General features: G+C 68.1%; 12 protein-coding genes. 7 read left to right on the plus strand and 5 right to left on the minus strand.

Translation table 11 applies throughout. The features are described 5' to 3' along the window. Position 1: 1 nt before the first annotated feature. Positions 2-1,057: a sugar phosphate isomerase/epimerase gene (locus tag VPH47_RS06395; RefSeq protein ID WP_153855917.1), complete on the minus strand. Its 1,056-nt coding sequence runs from the start codon at positions 1,055-1,057 to the stop codon at positions 2-4. A gap of 101 nt (positions 1,058-1,158) precedes the next feature. Between VPH47_RS06395 and VPH47_RS06400 the strand changes: the two genes are divergently transcribed. Both VPH47_RS06400 and VPH47_RS06405 read left to right on the plus strand, forming a co-directional pair. Beyond that, positions 1,159-1,740: a TetR/AcrR family transcriptional regulator gene (locus VPH47_RS06400; protein ID WP_110712947.1), complete on the plus strand. Its 582-nt coding sequence runs from the start codon at positions 1,159-1,161 to the stop codon at positions 1,738-1,740. A gap of 208 nt (positions 1,741-1,948) precedes the next feature. Beyond that, a complete protein-coding gene (locus tag VPH47_RS06405; RefSeq protein ID WP_014037894.1) occupies positions 1,949-4,279 on the plus strand; it encodes a TonB-dependent receptor in 2,331 nt (776 codons plus the stop codon). Between the two features lie 88 nt (positions 4,280-4,367). Here the strand turns inward: VPH47_RS06405 and VPH47_RS06410 are convergent, their stop codons facing one another. Both VPH47_RS06410 and rnd read right to left on the minus strand, forming a co-directional pair. Then, the gene (locus tag VPH47_RS06410; protein ID WP_368850344.1) at positions 4,368-6,440 is read right to left on the minus strand and encodes a DUF4034 domain-containing protein; all 2,073 of its coding nucleotides are present in this window, start codon (positions 6,438-6,440) and stop codon (positions 4,368-4,370) included. Between the two features lie 119 nt (positions 6,441-6,559). Next, the gene (gene rnd / locus VPH47_RS06415) at positions 6,560-7,639 is read right to left on the minus strand and encodes a ribonuclease D (RefSeq protein WP_368850345.1); all 1,080 of its coding nucleotides are present in this window, start codon (positions 7,637-7,639) and stop codon (positions 6,560-6,562) included. Between the two features lie 84 nt (positions 7,640-7,723). On the opposite strand from rnd, the gene VPH47_RS06420 reads away from it, so the two are divergent. Both VPH47_RS06420 and VPH47_RS06425 read left to right on the plus strand, forming a co-directional pair. Continuing rightward, the gene (locus tag VPH47_RS06420) at positions 7,724-9,616 is read left to right on the plus strand and encodes a formylglycine-generating enzyme family protein (RefSeq protein ID WP_368850346.1); all 1,893 of its coding nucleotides are present in this window, start codon (positions 7,724-7,726) and stop codon (positions 9,614-9,616) included. A gap of 89 nt (positions 9,617-9,705) precedes the next feature. After that, positions 9,706-10,602: a M48 family metallopeptidase gene (locus tag VPH47_RS06425; protein WP_088026614.1), complete on the plus strand. Its 897-nt coding sequence runs from the start codon at positions 9,706-9,708 to the stop codon at positions 10,600-10,602. Positions 10,603-11,172: 570 nt separating this feature from the next. On the opposite strand, the gene xseA is transcribed toward VPH47_RS06425, so the two are convergent. Continuing rightward, the gene (xseA, locus tag VPH47_RS06430; RefSeq protein WP_368850347.1) at positions 11,173-12,504 is read right to left on the minus strand and encodes an exodeoxyribonuclease VII large subunit; all 1,332 of its coding nucleotides are present in this window, start codon (positions 12,502-12,504) and stop codon (positions 11,173-11,175) included. Positions 12,505-12,548: 44 nt separating this feature from the next. After that, complete coding sequence (gene queG, locus VPH47_RS06435; protein WP_368850348.1) at positions 12,549-13,619, minus strand: tRNA epoxyqueuosine(34) reductase QueG; 1,071 nt, start codon at positions 13,617-13,619, stop codon at positions 12,549-12,551. 23 nt (positions 13,620-13,642) lie between these two features. Between queG and VPH47_RS06440 the strand changes: the two genes are divergently transcribed. From VPH47_RS06440 to VPH47_RS06450, 3 genes are all read left to right on the plus strand, one after another. Beyond that, positions 13,643-15,127, plus strand: a complete 1,485-nt coding sequence (locus VPH47_RS06440) for an NAD(P)H-hydrate dehydratase (protein ID WP_110712940.1) — start codon at positions 13,643-13,645, stop codon at positions 15,125-15,127. Then, positions 15,124-15,606: a tRNA (adenosine(37)-N6)-threonylcarbamoyltransferase complex ATPase subunit type 1 TsaE gene (tsaE, locus tag VPH47_RS06445; RefSeq protein WP_110712939.1), complete on the plus strand. Its 483-nt coding sequence runs from the start codon at positions 15,124-15,126 to the stop codon at positions 15,604-15,606. Before VPH47_RS06440 ends, tsaE begins: the two co-directional genes overlap by 4 nt. An 82-nt stretch (positions 15,607-15,688) precedes the next feature. Then, entirely contained in the window at positions 15,689-17,251 is a 1,563-nt protein-coding gene (locus VPH47_RS06450) for an N-acetylmuramoyl-L-alanine amidase (protein ID WP_110712938.1), read from the plus strand. The last annotated feature ends 103 nt before the right edge of the window (positions 17,252-17,354 follow it).

The following is a 17,354-nucleotide window of genomic DNA, read 5'->3' on the forward strand; positions in this document are numbered from 1 at the left end:
CTCAGGCGATGCCGAGCATGTGCTGCATCTGCGCGGTGCTGATCGGTGCACCGGCGAAGTCGTCGAAGATCTTGTCGGTGACCGGAATGATGTGGTCGCGGATGAATGCAGCGCCTTCGCGTGCACCGGCTTCCTGGTCCTTCAGGCAGCACTCCCACTCCAGCGTCGCCCACCCCTGGTAGTCGTACTGGGCCAGCTTGGAGAAGATCGACTTGAAATCGACCTGGCCGTCGCCCAGCGAGCGGAAGCGACCGGCCCGTTCGGTCCAGTCGGCATAGCCGCCATAGATGCCCTGGCGGCCGCTGGGGCGGAACTCCGCATCCTTGACGTGGAACATGCGGATCAGCGGGTGATAGATGTCCAGGTACTCCAGGTAGTCCAGCTGCTGCAGGACGAAGTGGCTGGGATCGAACAGGATTCGGCAGCGCTCGTGCTGGCCGACGCGTTCGAAGAAGCGCTCGAAGCTGGTGCCGTCATGCAGGTCTTCGCTGGGATGGATCTCATAGCAGAGGTTGATGCCGTTGTCCTCGCAGGTATCGAGGATCGGCCGCCAGCGTCGTGCCAGTTCGTCGAACGCCGCGTCGATCAGGCCCGGCGGGCGCTGCGGGAACGGGAACAGGTACGGCCAAGCGAACGAGCCGGAGAAGGTGCCCATGTCCTGCAGGCCGAGCCGTCGCGAGGCACGGGCGGCCAGGTGCAGCTGCTGCTGCGCCCATTCGCTTCGCGCCCTCGGATTGCCGCGCAGTGCTTCCGGGGCGAAGCCATCGCAGAGTTCGTCGTAGGCCGGATGCACGGCCACCAGCTGGCCGAGGATGTGGGTGGTCAGTTCGCTGACCTGCAGGCCGTGCTCGGCCAGTGTGCCGCGGATGTCATCGCAGTAGTCCTGGCTGTCGGCGGCGGTGGCCAGGTCGAACAGGCGTGCATCCCACGCGGGAATCTGCAAGGCCTTGAAGCCATGGCCGGCGGCCCACGCGGCAATGCCGGCGAGGCTGTTGAACGGGGCCTGGTCGCCGGCGAACTGCGCCAGGTGCAGGCTGGGGCCCTTGAGGGTCTGCATGTGTTTCTCCAATTGTTTGTCGATCAACAAAGAATAGGCGCGACCCTCGCGGCGGTCAACACCCGCGTTACACTGCGCGCCTCACTGGAGCAGGCAGGCAGATGGCAGGGCGACCGCGCGAATTCGACAGGGACCAGGCGTTGCGCAAGGCGATGCTGCTGTTCTGGCAGCACGGTTATGAAGGCACGTCGATGTCGGCACTGGTCGAGGCACTGGGCATCGCCTCTGCACGCATCTACGCCGCGTTCGGCAGCAAGGAGCAGTTGTTCCGCGAAGCCGTTGCGCTGTACGAGGACGGCGAGGGCGGCTTCGCGCCGCGCGCGCTGGAGCAGGCAACGCTGCGCGAGGCGATCGGGTCCATGCTGCGTGACGCCGTGTTGACCTACACCCGGCGTGGGCGGCCGCACGGTTGCCTGGTGGTGTCTTCGGCCAGCAGCGTCTCGCCCGATGGCGAGGGCGTACGGGACTGGTTGGCCAGCCATCGTCGCCAGCGTACGGCGGCGATCATCGCGCGCCTGCAGCAGGCGCAGTCCGAAGGGCAGCTGGCCGGCGATGTGGCGGTGCAGGCGCTGGGCGATCACTTCGCCACGGTGCTGCACGGCATCTCGGTGCAGGCCCGCGACGGCATCAGCCGCGAGCGACTGCTGGCGATGGTCGATATCGCGCTGACCCCGTTGCCCTGAGATCCGGGGTCAGATCCGTTTCCCCTTGGGAAACGGATCTGACCCCAGGCGGTGCAGGCTGACTGTGCCGAAACCGCTTGTTTCGCCGGGTTTGGGTGCTGCGCAACGAAATCGTAACAATTTGGGGGATAATGGCGGCTTGCGCAGTTATCCTCCTTTTTGCCGCCCGGCTCGCGCAGGCCGCACGGACGCCTCCTCAGAGCATTTCATGCCCTCCCATTCCGATTCCCGCCGCCTGTCGGGTATGTCGTCTTCCTTCGTTTCCTTCCGCCGCCACCCGCTGGCCCTGGCCTGTGCTGGCCTGGCCCTGGTCGGCAGCTTCGGTGCCGCCGCGCAGGATAGCGCGCCGACCCCGACCGGCCTGGACACGATCACCGTGACCGCCGAACACCGCGAGCAGAACCTGCAGGAAGTGCCGGTCTCGGTCGGCGTGGTGCAGGGCGAGCGCATGCGCGACTTCACCGCCGGCGGCGACGACACCCTGCTGGCACTGTCCGGCCGCGTGCCGAGCCTGTATGCGGAAACCACCACCGGCCGCATCTTCCCGCGCTTCTACATCCGCGGCCTGGGCAACATCGATTTCTACCTGGGTGCCTCGCAGCCGGTGTCGATCATCCAGGACGACGTGGTGCTGGAACACGTGGTGCTGAAGTCCAACCCGGTCTATGACGTGGACCAGGTGGAAGTGCTGCGCGGCCCGCAGGGCTCGCTGTTCGGACGCAACACCACCGCCGGCATCATCAAGTTCGATACCCTGAAGCCGACCCAGGACTACACCGGCCGCGTCAGCGCCAGCTATGCGACCTACAACAGCGTGTCGATCGACGGCGGCTTCGGCGGCCCGATCAACGACATCGCCTCGTTCCGCGTGTCGGCCCTGTACCAGCACCGCGATGACTACGTCGACAACACCTACAAGGGCCCGAGCGCCGACGGCACGGTCAGCCCGAAGAAGAACGCCATGGGCGGCTTCGATGACCGCAACGTGCGTGCGCAGCTGCTGCTGACCCCGAGCGACCAGTTCTCGATCCTGGCCTCGGCCCACGCCCGTGATTACGAAGGCACCTCGACCCTGTTCCTGCGCGGTGCGCTGACCAAGGGCTCGAACAAGACCGACGTGCCGCGCGACAAGGTCGCCTACGACGAAGCCGACAACAACCCGCAGGCCTACAAGACCTACGGTGGTTCGGTGAAGGCGCGTTACGACTTCGGCGCGATCGACTTCACCTCGATCACCGCCTACGAAACCACCTCCGGCTACAGCCGCGGCGACACCGACGGCGGTGCAGCGGTGAACTTCCCGGTCAACGGCGTGCCGAACGGCTACGGCCAGTCGATGGGCCGCATCCGCGACCTGGACCAGTGGACCCAGGAGTTCCGCCTGGCCAGCCATGACGACAGCGCGCTGCAGTGGCAGGCCGGTGCGTTCTACTTCAACGGCAGCGACACCACCGACTTCTACCAGCGCGCGTGGTTCCTGCAGGGCGCGGCCCGCAACCCGAACAACTGGGTGCGCCTGCGCAACAAGAACACCTCGTGGGCCGGTTTCGGCCAGATCAGCTACGCCTTCACCGACAAGTTCACCGTTACCGCCGGCCTGCGCCAGACCAAGGACGAGAAGCACACCCGTCTGCTGAAGACCGCTGATACCGCCGCCGGCGTGGTCACTTACAAGGGCCGCACCGACGTCAAGATGTCCGATACCACCCCGAGCTGGGATCTGAGCGCGATGTACCAGATCACGCCGGACGTGAGCGTCTACGCCAAGGTCGCACGCGGCTTCCGCGGCCCGACCATCCAGGGCCGTTCGGCGGTGTTCAATGCCGATTTCACCACCGCCGATTCCGAGACCATCCTGTCCTGGGAAGCGGGCGTGAAGAGCAGCCTGTGGGACAACCGCCTGCGCCTGAACGCCACCGCGTTCACCTACACCGTCAACGACATCCAGCTCAACGGCAACGATTCGGACGGCAACGGCGTGCTGTTCAACGCCGACAAGGCCAAGGCCTACGGTTTCGAAGCCGACATGGAGCTGCGCCCGATCCCGAACCTGACCCTGAGCGCCGGCCTGAGCCTGCTGCACAGCGAGATCAAGGACAAGCGCGTGTATGCGCAGGTCTGCGGCCTCAACGGCCAGGTGGTGTGCACGGTGAATGACCCGACCATCAAGGTCGGTGCCAACACCTTCGCCCAGATCGACGGCAACCCGCTGCCGAACGCGCCGAAGTACAACGTCAACCTGGCCGCCCGCTATGACTTCCCGGTCAGCGATGCCGGCACCATGTTCGTCTCCACCGACTGGAACAAGCAGGGCTACACCAGCTTCGTGCTGTACGACAGCAAGGAGTTCAACTCCAAGGGTGACTTCGAGGGTGGCCTGAAGATCGGCTACTCGGGCAACTACGGTGCCTACGAAGTGGCGCTGTTCGCGCGCAACATCACCAACGAGAAGAACCTCAAGGGTGTGATCGAGAACTACATGGCCGCGGTCTACAACGAGCCGCGCACCGTGGGTGTCTCGCTGAACATGAACTGGTAATGCGCTGTCGCGGTGGCGGGTCGTCCCGCCATCGCGCTGCTGGAATGAAAAGGGCGGCCCGGATTACCGGGCCGCCCTTTTCGTTGGTTCAGACCGCAGTGAGGTTGCTGTCCTGGCTGCGCTGGCCGAAGGTCAGGGCCCAGGTGGCGCTGTCCACCTGCTGGCGGTCCTGTTCCTGCTGCTTGCGTGCGCGGCTGGCACCGAACCAGCGACCCTCGCCGTTGATCAGCGGCGCCATGCGCACCACGTCCACATACTCCGGATCGATCTCGCTGGCACGCTGCAGCCAGGTCAGGGCGAGGAATGCATTGGCCGGGACGCCGTTGCCGACGTGGTAGATGTCGGCCAGGTAGCCTGATGCCCACAGCTTGTCGTCGTCGTCACCGCGCCACCACAGCGGAATCAATGCGCGCTCGACCGCTTCGCGTTTGTGCGCGTCATTCTGGCCATCCAGCGCCAGGCAGGCCAGGTTGCGGCAGGTCGGGCCCCACACCCGCTCGCCGGCCTCGGCCTCATCCAGGCAGCGCAGGTACAGCTCGCGCGCACGCGCTTCATTCTCCGCGCCGCCTGCGGCGACGAGGCGCACGGCCAGGTTGTAGGTGGCGATCAGGTCGCCGCCTTCCACCGCACGCTCCTGCCAGTAGGCGGCCTTTTCCGCATCGGCGAACTGCGGTTGGTCGCGGCCACCGAGGCGGCCCTTGTACAGGTCGCACAGCGCCGACATCGCACCAGCGTCACCGGTTTCAGCCATGCGCTGCAGCAGTGACAGGCCCGCGGCCTGCGAAACATCACAGAACAGGTTGGCGGCGAACGTCACCGCCGAGGTGTTGTCCTGCTGCGCAAGCTTCAACGCGCGCTGCAGCAGGATACTGGCGCGCGTCGGGTCGCTGGCCTGGCCGAGCAGGCCATGCTCGATGGCGGTAGCGGCCCAGAGCAGGCCGATCGCCGAATCGCCTTCGCGCGCGGCATAGTCCACCACCTGTGCGAACAGTGCTTCGGCACCGTCGACATGGGCGAACCAGGTGCAGGCCTCGAGGTTGCTGAGCCCCTCATGCAGGACCACATCGCGGTCCAGTGCCCATGCCTGCTGCAGATCTTCAAGCACGGCCTGCATGTGGTGCGGATCCCACTGCACGACGTCTTCGATGTCTTCAACGCGGCCAAGCCGGTAGCGCAGCCCGGCACGCTGGGCCAGCACCTGCGCGCGCAGGTTGCGGTCCAGGTGCCAGTCGAGGATCTGCGCGTATGCGCGCTCGTGCGCGGCCACGGCGTCGGCATCCTCGCGTTGGGGCAGATCGCCCATCCAGTCCTGCTCCTTGTGCCACCGCAGCGCGTTGCTCTGCGCCAGTTCCAGGCCACGGCACCAGCCACCCTCGATGAAGTTTTCCATCGCCTCATGGCTGCCGCCCCAGCGCGGGTACAGGAAGTACAGGGTGTCTTCCAGCGTGGCCAGATCGTCCGGGCGCTGCTCCAGCACCAGGCGCATCCAGTACGCCAGCGGTGCGTCGAAATCGTCCTGGCTGCGCTCGCGCAGCAACGGGGGCAGCGTATCCGGCAGCGTCTGCAACGGCGCACCGAAGCGCGACAGCAGCTGCAATGCCTGTGGCCAGGCTTGAGGGTAGTGCTCGGCCAGCGCGGCGTCATCGGATGCGGCGGGCTCCCCGGCCTGCAGCGCACGCAGCCAGTTCGGTTCGCGCAGGTAGCTGGTGATGCGCTTGATGCCATCCAGCGCCAACGCAGGTCGTGGCGACAGCGGAATCGCCTGCAGGTAGGCATGCACGGCATGATCGCGGGCCAGCTGCGCCGCCAGCCATTGGCTGTCTTCCACCAGCGCGGCCACATCGGCGCTGCGCAGGGCACCGGCCGCTTCTTCCCAGCAGGCACCGAGGCGCAGATGGGCGTAGTAGCTGTGGGGGGCGGCGGCGACCCACTGCTGTGCCTGCTGCAGGCGCTCATCCAGGGTCAGGGTGGGATCCTGCAGGTTGCGCAGGCGCCAGCGGATGCCGGGGAGTGGCCGTTCGCCGCCCAGCCAGGCTTGTTCGTGCGGCGCCAGCTGCGCGTCCAGTTCGGAGTAGCGCTTCGCCTGCAAGGCAGCGCGCGCCCCTGTGCGCCACGCCAGGTCCTCGGCGGAGAGGCCGTCCTTCGCAACTCCATTTGTCATCTGATGCAATCCAACATTGGCGGGGACGCTATTGGACAGTCCCGCGCTCGCGTCGGCAAGCGTGGCAGATGCTCATTCTGTGTGTTGCGGGCGCCGGCGCAGTGCCGGCGCCCGCAGTGTCAGCGTGCCGGCAGCAGCGCCTGCAGGCGTGACTCCAGTTCCTGCTGGCGCCAGCCGGCCAGTGCGGCGGGCCATTGGCGACGTTCCAGATAGCTTTCCAGGTGCTTGCGCGAGGCAAGGATGCCATCCGGCAGTCCCAGCTCGCGGCTGCGTTCGGCCACGGCATCCTGCAGCTTCTTCAGCGCTTGCTTGTTGCTGTCGTTGGCCGGCAGCGCCAGCGGGGCGTCGGCCTCATCGGCCAGCGGCGTCTCCAGCGCCTGCCACACGGCGCCAGCGAGCTTGCGCGGTGCCTTCGGGAACTGCTCGAACAGCTGGCCCAGCGCGGCGGCATCGGCCGGTGGCGTGCGTGCCAGCGTGGCGGCCAGTTCGTTGTCCAGGATCCAGCTGCGTGGGCGGTCGCTGCTGCGCGCCTGCACATCGCGCCAGCGCAGCAGGCGCAACAGGCGATGCTGTGCGGCGGCGTCGAGGAACTGTGCCGAGCGCATCGACAGGTGGGGCCAGCGGTCCTCGTCATTGGCAACGCTGGCCAGCAGGCGCTCGCCGTCGTCACGCAGCCACTGCTGGCGACCCAGCGCCTGCAGCCTGGCATCGATGGCGTCGTGCAGTGCGAACAGGTGTTCGACGTCGTCGGCGGCGTACTGCAGCTGCGACTCCGACAGCGGTCGGCGCATCCAGTCCGAGCGGGTCTCACCCTTTGCCAGTGCGACGCCGGTGATTTCCGCCACCAGCTTCTGGTAGCCCATGCCACCGCCGATGCCGGCCAGCGAGGCGCCGATCTGGGTGTCGAACAGCGGCCGTGGCAGTACGCCGCAGGCCCACTTGAAGGCGACCAGGTCTTCGCTGGCGCTGTGCATCACCTTGATGATCGATTCATCGGCCAGCCACGGCGCCAGCGCCTCGGGCATGCCCGGAATCAGCGGGTCGATCAGCAGGATGTCCTGGCCGACGGCCATCTGCACCAGCGCCAGCTGCGGCCAGAAGGTGCGTTCACGGATGAATTCGGTGTCCAGGCCGATGCGGGTCGGGCGCTGCTGGAAGTACGCATCCAGCTCGGCGGGGGTGGTGATCCAGGTTGCCACGGGTCAGGGCCTACTACTCGGGTTTGCTCAGGCAGGGGAGAATAGCCTAACGTCGATCCGCGTCCGTGCCGAAGGAGGCTCTGCTTGCGTTTTCCGTTGTCGCCCGTGCTGTGCACCGCGCTGGCCGTCGCCCTGGCCGGCTGCACGCCGTCGCCGCCCGCGACGGCGGACCGGGCGGCCAGTGGGGCCACGCGGCAGGCCGAGGATGTCGAAACCGGCACCGATGCCAGCCCACAGGCCGGGCAGGGCAGCGTGACCATCGGCGGTGAGGATGCCGCCGAGGATGTGCAGCAGTGGACGCCCCCCAGGGTCGACCGGCAGGGCCGCAGCCTTGCCCAGTTGCGGCGTGCGGCCGAACAGGCCTTTGCCGACGGCCGGCTCTACGAGGATGCCGATGCCGCCATTCCGTTGTGGCTGGCCGTGCAGGAAGAGGACCCGGATGACCGCCAGGCCCGGCTGGGCCTGCAACGTGCCCGCCAGCGCCTGCAGCAGCAGGCCGACGCCCTGCTGGTGCGGCCGCTGAAGCAGCGTGAGGCGCTGGCCGAGGCCAGCCGCCAGGCGCTGGTGTTGCTGACGCTGGCGCCAAAGGACGAAAAGGTGCGTGCGCTGCAGGGACGGGTGGAGCTTGCCCAGCGCGTGGTGGCTTACAACCGCGCCGGCGAAGAGGACCTGCGCTCGGACCGGATCGGTGAAGACGGGGATGGGGCCATCGGCAACTTCCGTGAGGCACTGGCACTGGATGAGGACAACAGCCGCGCACGGCAGGGACTGGCCGCAGCCGAAAGCGGGTTGATCCGCCGTGCCGAGGACGCTGCACGCACGCGCGATTTCGCCAGCGCCGGCACCTGGCTGGCCGAAGCGAGCAAGGTGCGCGATTCGTCGCCGACCATCGCCGACGCGTTCGAGCGCATCGAGCAGATCCGTGCGGCGGCATTGCTGCAGCTGCGCGATGACGGTCTGCGTGACCTGGCCACGCCGCAGGGCCTGAAGCCGGCCCGCGAGAAGCTGGCCGAGGCCTTGCGCATCGCGCTGCCGGGCGACGCGGTGGTGGGCCAGCTGCGGGAGCGCATCGACCTGGCTACCCATTACGGCAGCTTCCGCCCGGGGCAGGTGTTCAGCGATGCCATGCGCGATGGCGGGCGCGGGCCGCAGATGGTGGTGGTGCCACATGGCGGCTTCCAGATGGGTGCCGGTGATGCCGAACCGGGATCCAGTGATTCCGAGCGCCCTTCGCACTATGTGCGCTTCGATCGTGGCTTCGCGATGGCGATCACCGAGGTCACGGTCAGCGATTTCGAACGCTACGTGAAGGCATCCAATGCGCGCCCGCGCGCGACCCGGCGGGGCCATTCGGTGGTCTATGACGAGCGTAGCGGCAACTTCATCCGCCGCAGCGGCGTGGACTGGCGCTCGGACTACGACGGTGGCCGCGCGATGGCCAATTCGCCGGTGATGCACGTCAGCATCCGCGATGCCGAGAACTACGCGGCGTGGCTGTCCGAGCAGACCGGGCGCAGCTACCGGCTGCCCAGTGAGGCCGAATTCGAATATGCACTGCGCGCCGGCAGCAGCGGCCGCTATCCGTGGGGCGATGCCGGCACGCCGTCGCCTGGCAGCGGCAACTTCACTGGCAGCAAGGACGTTTCTCCTTCGGGCCGGCATTGGCACAACGCCTTCATCGGCTATGGCGATGGCTGGTGGGGGCCGGCTCCGGTAGGGAGTTTCCAGGCCAATGCCTTCGGCCTGCACGACATGGGTGGCAACCTCAGCGAGTGGGTGGCCGATTGCTGGCATGCCAGCTACCGGCGCGCGCCGTCTGACGGTGCCGCCTGGTTCAACCCGGGTTGCCGCGCACGGGTGATCCGCGGCGGCAACTGGGCCAATGCGCCGGAGCAGACCCGTGCCGCCTGGCGGCAGTCCCAGGATTCGGACACCACCAACGCGCGCATCGGCTTCCGCCTGGTACGCGGCATCTGAGCGGCGCCGGGCTTCACCCGCTGCGGGCATCGGCGCACTAAGATTGCGCCGTGCCCGCCAGCCGGCGGGACCTGCCGGAAGACCGCCCGATGCGCAATGATCCCTTCTCCCGCTCGCCGCAAGGCCCGCAACGGCGCGGCCTGTTCGGCAACATCCGCTGGTGGGTGTTGCTGCTGGCTGCCGGCTACGCGGTGTTCTACTGGTTTTCCAACCGCACGGTCGATCCCTATACCGGTGAGAAGGTGATGATCGACAGCAGCCTGGACGCGCGCCAGGAGACGGCGCTGGGGTTGCAGGCCTACCAGCAGATCCTGTCGCAGGAACGGCCGATGGATCCGAACGCACCGATCGCGCGCGACGTGCGCGACATCGCCCAGCGGCTGATCGCCAAGGTCGACGTGGTGGAGACCGCGCTGGCACAGGAGCATGGCGTGCAGCCGGCGCACTTCGCGCGGGATTTCCAGTGGGAAGTGAATGTGATCCCGTCCGAGCAGGCCAATGCGTTCTGCCTCCCGGGCGGCAAGATGGCCGTTTACACCGGGCTGGTGCCGGTGGCGCGTACGCGCGATGCGATGGCGGTGGTGATGGGCCACGAGATCGCCCATGCACTGCTGCGCCATGGTGCACAGCGCATGGCCCAGCAGAAGCTGACCCAGATCGGGCAGATGGCCGGCGCCGCCAGCGGCATGGATGCACAGCAGCAACAGATGATGATGTCGGCGATGGGTTATGGGTATCTGCTGCCGTATGCGCGCAGCCACGAGACGCAGGCCGATGAAGTGGGGCTGATGCTGGCCGCAGCGGCGTGCTTCGATCCACGCGAGGCGGTGCCGCTGTGGCAGCGCATGGGCCAGGCCAGCGGTGGCCAGTCACCGCCGGAGTTCGCCTCGACCCATCCGAATCCGGGTACCCGTATCCAGAACCTGCAGGCACTGATGCCGAAGGCGCTCGAGTACCGGCAGAAATTCTGCGAGCAGGCAAAGTAAAGGGTTGTTCGGCAGGGCTGCGCCCTGCACCCGCGGTAGTGCCGGCCGCTGGCCGGCAGCAGCAACAGCAACAGCAACAGCGTGCATTCCGTGGGATGGCGGGGTGGGTCCGGTTGCGGGAGACGCCGTAAACCCGTCCATGGGGGCTTGGCCGCGGCATCCATGCCGCGGACACTCCCGCAACCGGACCCGCCCCGCCTTCGACAGTTTCTCGCGATCTGTCGGAATGGCTTGGGGTCAGATCCGTTTTCCTACGGAAAACGGATCTGACCCCGAATTGATTCGATATCTGACAGCTTTCATCCACGCATGCGTGGATCTACCGTGTCGACCAAGGTCGACAACTACCAACAGCCTCCGGAATCTGTCAGAGGCGGGGCGGTGTGGTTGTGCAGGACCGTTGGCGCCATGGATGGCGCCATCGAGCCCCCATGGATGGGTTTACGGCGTGTCCTGCACAGCCACACCGCCCCGCCATCCCACGGAATACCAGCTTTGGCTGTTGCTTCGGCTGTTGCTGTTGCTTGAACGCTTCTGCAGGTGCAGGGCGCAGCCCTGCCGAACACCCCTTTACTTGACCTGCACCTCGATCACGCCGTCGCCAACACGGGCCTGCAGGGCGTCACCAGGCTGCACCTGGTCGACGTGCCGCACCAGGGCACCATCATCGCTGCGGGTCAGGATGCTGTAGCCACGCGCCACGGTCGCCAGCGGGCTGACGGCTTCCAGCGAACGCGCCAGCCCGCGCAGGCGCAGTGCATCGCGTTCCAGCAGGCGCTGCATCGTAATCTGCGGGCGCCCGCGCAGGGCTGCCAGGCGGCGCTGCATCGCGTCGAGCTGGCGCTGCGGATGATGCCCGCGCAGCACTGCCGCCGCATGGCGCAGGCGCGCGGCACGGCGTTCCTGTTGCTGGTTGAAGGCGGCATGCAGGCGCCGACCCAGATCGAGCTGGCGACGGCGCAGCAGGTCCAGCCGCGTCTGCGGGCTCTGTGCGTTCAGGCGCAGCAGGGCGCGGTCGGCGCGCTGCATCGCCTGCTGCATCGCATGCCGTTGCAGCTGCACCATGCGCGCTGCAGTCCGGCGCAGGCGCAGGGCCAGTTCGCGCTGGTCGGGTACCAGCAGTTCGGCCGCCACCGACGGCGTCGGTGCGCGCAGGTCGGCGGCAAAGTCGCTGAGGCTGAAGTCGGTCTCGTGGCCCACCGCCGACACCACCGGCGTGTTGCAGGCGGCGATCGCTCGGGCCAGGGCTTCATCGTTGAAGGCCCACAGGTCTTCCAGCGAGCCGCCGCCGCGGGTCAGCAGGATCACGTCGTAGCGGCCACTGGCGTCGGCGGCCTGCAGCTGGCGGGTGATCTGCGCGGCGGCACTGCTGCCCTGGACCAGGGTCGGCAGCAGGTCCACTTCCAGCAGCGGGAAGCGGCGGCCGAGCACGCTCAGCACGTCGCGTACGGCGGCACCGGTGGGCGAGGTGATCACTGCCAGGCGCTGCACGTGCGCCGGCAGCGGCCGCTTGCGTGCGGGGTCGAACAGGCCCTCGGCCTCCAGCCGTGCCTTCAGCTCCTCGAAGGCGCGGCGCAGCGCGCCTTCGCCGGCTTCTTCCATGTGGTCCAGCACCATCTGGTACTCGCCACGGGCGTCGTACAGGGTCACCTTGCCGCGCACCAGCACGCGCATGCCTTCGCGCGGCACGAACTTCAGGTACTGCGCCTTCATCCGGAACATTGCCGCGCGCAGCTGCGCACGTGCGTCCTTCAGGGTGAAATACAGGTGCCCGGAGGAAGGGCGCGCCACGCTGCCCAGTTCGGCCTCGACCCAGATCGCCGGGAAGCTGCCTTCCAGCAGGTCGCGGGCCAGGGTGTTGAGCTGGCTGGGGGTGAGGATGTCGTTGTTGCGTGGCTGCATGGGAACGGCGTGCTGCGGGCGGAACGGGGGCTCAGGATCGCACGTCAGCGCACCGCGTGCTGGCCCAGCGCCCACTGCACGTGTTCACGCACCAACGGCGAGGGATCATCGACGCGGGTATGCAGCGCGGCCAGCGTCTCTGCCGTGGTCGGCGCGTTGCCCAGCGCCACCGCGATGTTGCGCAGCCAGCGTTCATGGCCGCTGCGCCGGATCGGGCTGCCTTCGGTACGGCGCAGGAACTCGGTTTCATCCCAGGCGAACAACTGGTCCAGGCGCGCGATATCGAGATTGTTGCGCGCGCGGAAATCGGCTTCGTCGGTGCGCTTGGCGAATTTGTTCCAGGGGCAGACCAGCTGGCAGTCGTCGCAGCCGTAGATGCGGTTGCCCATCAGCGGCCGCATGTCTTCGGGAATGGGACCGTCGTGCTCGATGGTCAGGTAGGAAATGCAGCGCCGCGCGTCCAGCCGCTGCGGTCCGATGATGGCCTGGGTGGGGCAGACATCGATGCAGCGCGTGCAGGTACCGCAGTGGGCAGTGGCCGGCACGTCGATCGGCAGGGGGATGTCGATATAGATCTCGCCGATGAAGAACCAGGAACCGCCGTGACGGTCGATCAGGCAGGTGTGCTTGCCGATCCAGCCGAGCCCGGCGTTGCGCGCCAGTGCGCGTTCCAGCACCGGTGCCGAATCGACGAAAACGCGGTAGCCCAGCGGCGCCACCTCATCGTTGATCTGCATGGCGAGCTTCTGCAGGCGGTTGCGCATCAGCTTGTGGTAGTCGCGGCCCAGCGCGTAACGGGCCACGTAGGCACGGCCGGGATCGGCCAAGGTCGCCCAGGCTTCGGTGTCGTCCTTGTGGCTGTAGTCCATGCCCACCGAGATCACCCGCACGGTGCCGGGCAGCAGTTCGGCCGGCCGCGCACGCAGCGTGCCGTGGCGCGCCATCCAGTCCATCGTGCCGTACAGGCCCTGGCCCAGCCAGTCGGCCAGATGCGCCTCATCCTCGCCCAGCTCGATGCCGGCGATGCCGCAGCGCTGGAAGCCATGCGCACGGGCCAGTTCGCGGATGCGCTGCACGGCCTGGGCCGGATCGACGGGGGCGGGGACGGGGGACATGCGCACCAGTATAAAATCCCTGCATGCCCGATCTTTCCCTTCTGTTCGATACCGCAGCAGCGCGCGCGCTCGATGGACGCGCATCGGCGCTGGCCGGTGATGGTGGCTGGAGCCTGATGGCCCAGGCCGGTCTGGCCGGCTGGCAGTGCCTCCTGCAGCAGTGGCCGGAAGCCCTCCAGCTATGCGTGCTGGCCGGTGCCGGCAACAACGGTGGCGACGGTTACGTGCTGGCCCGCCATGCCGTGCGGTCAGGGCGGCAGGTACAGGTGGTCACGCTGCCCGGCACGGCGCCCGCCACGGCGCTGGCGGCGCAGGCTGCAGCGGAATTTGCCGCGGCAGGCGGCTGCATCGTTGCGTTCGACGGTCAGTTGCCGGCTGCCGAGGTCTATGTAGACGCACTGTTCGGGCTTGGCCTGGACCGGGCGCCAGCCGGCATGGCCCAGTCTCTGATCGAGGCCCTCAATGCGGCGCAACGGCCGGTGCTGGCGATGGATGTGCCGAGTGGCGTTGATGCCGACAGCGGTTGTGTGCCCGGCGTGGCGGTGAAGGCCACTGTCACGTTGCAGTTCATCGCGTGTCACCGCGGCCTGTACACCGGTGATGCCCTGGAACAGGTGGGCCAGCGTCGGCTGGCGCCACTTGAACTGCCTGATCAGGCCTGGGACGGTGTCCACGCCAGCGCGCAGCGCTGGACGGGCGACCGCTTGCCGGTGCTGCTGCCACCGCGACGCGCCAATACCCACAAGGGAGAATCGGGCCACGTTCTCTGCATCGGTGGAAACCACGGCAGTGGCGGCGCGGTCGTGATGGCTGCCGAGGCGGCGCTGCGTGCTGGCGCGGGCCTGCTCAGCGTTGGCACCCGTCGCGATCACGTCGGCCCCTTGCTGGCGCGCCTGCCCGAGGCCATGGCCCACGCGCTGGAAGATGGTGACGCGCTGCCGGCGCTGCTGGACAGGGCCGGAGTGGTGGCGATCGGCCCCGGGCTGGGCCAGGACGAGTGGGCGCGCGCACTCTTTGCACGGGTGCTGGCGTGTGACAAGCCGCTGGTGGTTGATGCCGATGCACTGAATCTGCTGGCGAAGGATCCGCGCGCACTGCCGCACGCGATCCTCACGCCACACCCGGGCGAGGCCGCGCGCCTGCTCGGGTGCAGCACCGCTGACATCCAGGCTGATCGCTATGGCAGTGCACAGGCATTGGCCGAGCGCTTCCACGCCGTGGTGGTGCTGAAGGGCGCGGGCAGCATCGTGGCGGCACCCGCGCAGACGCCACGGCTGATTGCTGCGGGCAATCCCGGCATGGCCGTGGGGGGCATGGGCGACCTGCTCACCGGCATCATCGCCAGCCTGCGTGCGCAGGGCCTGACCGCCTTCGACGCCGCTGCGGCTGGCGCGTTGCTGCACGCGCTCGCCGGCGATGCTGCGGCCGCCGACGGCGCGCGTGGCCTGCTTCCCACTGACCTGCTGGCGCCGCTGCGGCGACTGGCCAACCCGGACCTCTCTCCATGACCGACTTCTTTCTTGCCGACAGCGATGCCACCGAACAGCTCGGGCAGTGGCTGGCCGCCACCCGACCACCGCAGGCGCTGGTCGAACTGCGCGGCGACCTGGGCGCCGGCAAGTCCACCACGGCCCGCGCGCTGCTGCGCGCGCTGGGCGTGCAGGGCGCGATCCGCAGCCCGACCTATACCCTGGTCGAGCGCTACCCACTGGCCAGCGGTGGCGAGGCGTGGCATCTGGACCTGTACCGGATCGGCCAGGCCGGCGAGCTCGATTTCCTCGGGCTGGACGAGGGCAGCGCGGTGTTGTGGCTGGTCGAATGGCCGGAACGCGGCGCTGGCGCGCTGCCGCCGACCGACCTGGTGGTGGCGCTGGAGATCGAGGGGCAGGGGCGTCGCGCCCGTCTCACTGGGGCCAGCGACATCGGACATGAATGGCTGGAACGGCTCCCCCAAGGGGGCGACTTGCAGGCCATTTCTGTCGGCTGACGAGAACAAACACCGGCAGGTTACGGATTATTAAGGAAAAAGGTGTTGCATTCCGTTCAGCGCGGTGATTGAATCCTGAGCCATGCGCCCGGGGAACCGTCTCATTGCCATCTGTGCCGCCGTCGGACTGGGTCTGGCGAGCGTCAGTGCGTGGGCCGGCGAAGTCCGCCAGGTCCTGCTGAATACCGGCGCTACCGGCACCCGTGCCGAGATCTCGCTGGTCGGCAGTGGCGGTTACAAGACCCTGTCGTTGGCCGGTCCGAACCGCTTGGTGGTCGATTTCCCGGATTCCAGCGCCATACGCAACCTGAAGATGCCGGCCGCGCAGGGCGTGGTCACGGCGGTGCGTACCGGACAGCCGGTGCCGGGCACTTTCCGTGTCGTTTTCGACCTCGCTGAATCGGTGGCGCCGTTCCGCCCGCAGATGCAGCGCGAGGGCAATGAATCCAAGCTGGTGATCGAATGGCCGGGCGATGGTCCTGCCGTGGCCGCCAGTCGTCCTGCGGCGACGCCGGCGGTACAGCCGCAGGTCCCTGCCAGCACGCCCGCACCGACGCCGGCCGAGAGCGCGCAGTCGCGCAACGACGCCGCGCGCGCCACCGCACTGTTGACCGCGCAGGTACAGCAGCAGGCCAGCGCCGCCGCTGCCACACCGGCCACGCCGACCCCGGCGCCGTCCACCGCTCCGGCCCAGGTCGCGGCAGCGGGTACGGCTGCCAGCAGCACGCCGTCCGCATCGCCGGCTGCGATCCTTGCCGGCCAGCGTACCGCCGCCGTGGTAACCACGCCGCCGGCCACTGCGCCTGCGCCGGTTCCGACGACGGTGGTGCCACCGCGTCCGGCCATGCCCAGCGATGCCTCGCGCATCCGCATGCAGGCCGGCATGCGCCACCTGGTGGTGGCCATCGATCCGGGCCACGGCGGCCAGGACCCCGGTGCGATCGGCCCGACCGGCAAGCGCGAGAAGGATGTGACCCTGGCCGTGGCGCGTGAGCTGGCCCGCCAGGTCAACGCGACGCCGGGCCTGAAGGCTTACCTGACCCGCGACAGCGATGTGTTCATCCCGCTGCCGATGCGTGCGCAGAAGGCGCGTGCGAACAAGGCCGACATCTTCATTTCGATCCATGCCGACGCGGCGGAAAACCGTTCGGCCACCGGTTCGTCGGTGTACGTGCTGTCGACCAAGGGCGCCTCTTCGCAGCGCGCCCGCTGGCTGGCGGACAAGGAAAACGCGGCCGACCTGGTCGGTGGCGTGCGCCTGCAGCAGACCGAAGGCACGCTCGCCAACGTGCTGCTGGACCTGGCCCAGAGCGGCTACATGAAGGCGTCCGAGGATGCGGCCGGCCATGTGCTGGGCGGCCTGAAGCGGATCGGCAACAACCACAAGCCGAACATCGAGCGCGCCAACTTCGCAGTGCTGCGCACCTCGGACATGCCGGCGATGCTGGTGGAGACCGCGTTCATCTCCAATCCAGATGAAGAGCGCCGCCTGATCGATCCGGCCTACCAGCGCAAGATCGCCGGGGCCGTGCTGGATGGTGTGCACACCTTCTTCAGCCGCCAGCCGCCGCCGGGCACGCTGTACGCGGCCCGCGCCCAGGCCGAGATCGACGCAGCCGGCACCATGGCCGGCGGCAGCAAGTAACCCGCCGAAGGCGGGTTACTGCTTTCTGTAGAGTCGAGCGGCGCTCGACTGGGCCTTCCCGGTAGCCCGTCAGTCGAGCATGGCTCGACTCTACCCTCGGCCG

The sequence above is a fragment of the Stenotrophomonas sp. WED208 genome, assembly GCF_040984485.1.
Classification (GTDB): domain Bacteria; phylum Pseudomonadota; class Gammaproteobacteria; order Xanthomonadales; family Xanthomonadaceae; genus Stenotrophomonas; species Stenotrophomonas riyadhensis.

Bases quoted from the DNA above. Each gene is read 5' to 3' on its own strand.
- VPH47_RS06440 (WP_110712940.1), top strand. From the start codon at position 13,643: ATGCCCGATCTTTCCCTTCTGTTCGATACCGCAGCAGCGCGCGCGCTC.
- xseA (WP_368850347.1), bottom strand. From the start codon at position 12,504: ATGCAGCCACGCAACAACGACATCCTCACCCCCAGCCAGCTCAACACC.
- VPH47_RS06450 (WP_110712938.1), top strand. From the start codon at position 15,689: ATGCGCCCGGGGAACCGTCTCATTGCCATCTGTGCCGCCGTCGGACTG.
- VPH47_RS06400 (WP_110712947.1), top strand. From the start codon at position 1,159: ATGGCAGGGCGACCGCGCGAATTCGACAGGGACCAGGCGTTGCGCAAG.
- VPH47_RS06410 (WP_368850344.1), bottom strand. From the start codon at position 6,440: ATGACAAATGGAGTTGCGAAGGACGGCCTCTCCGCCGAGGACCTGGCG.
- tsaE (WP_110712939.1), top strand. From the start codon at position 15,124: ATGACCGACTTCTTTCTTGCCGACAGCGATGCCACCGAACAGCTCGGG.
- queG (WP_368850348.1), bottom strand. From the start codon at position 13,619: ATGTCCCCCGTCCCCGCCCCCGTCGATCCGGCCCAGGCCGTGCAGCGC.
- VPH47_RS06395 (WP_153855917.1), bottom strand. From the start codon at position 1,057: ATGCAGACCCTCAAGGGCCCCAGCCTGCACCTGGCGCAGTTCGCCGGC.
- VPH47_RS06405 (WP_014037894.1), top strand. From the start codon at position 1,949: ATGCCCTCCCATTCCGATTCCCGCCGCCTGTCGGGTATGTCGTCTTCC.
- VPH47_RS06425 (WP_088026614.1), top strand. From the start codon at position 9,706: ATGCGCAATGATCCCTTCTCCCGCTCGCCGCAAGGCCCGCAACGGCGC.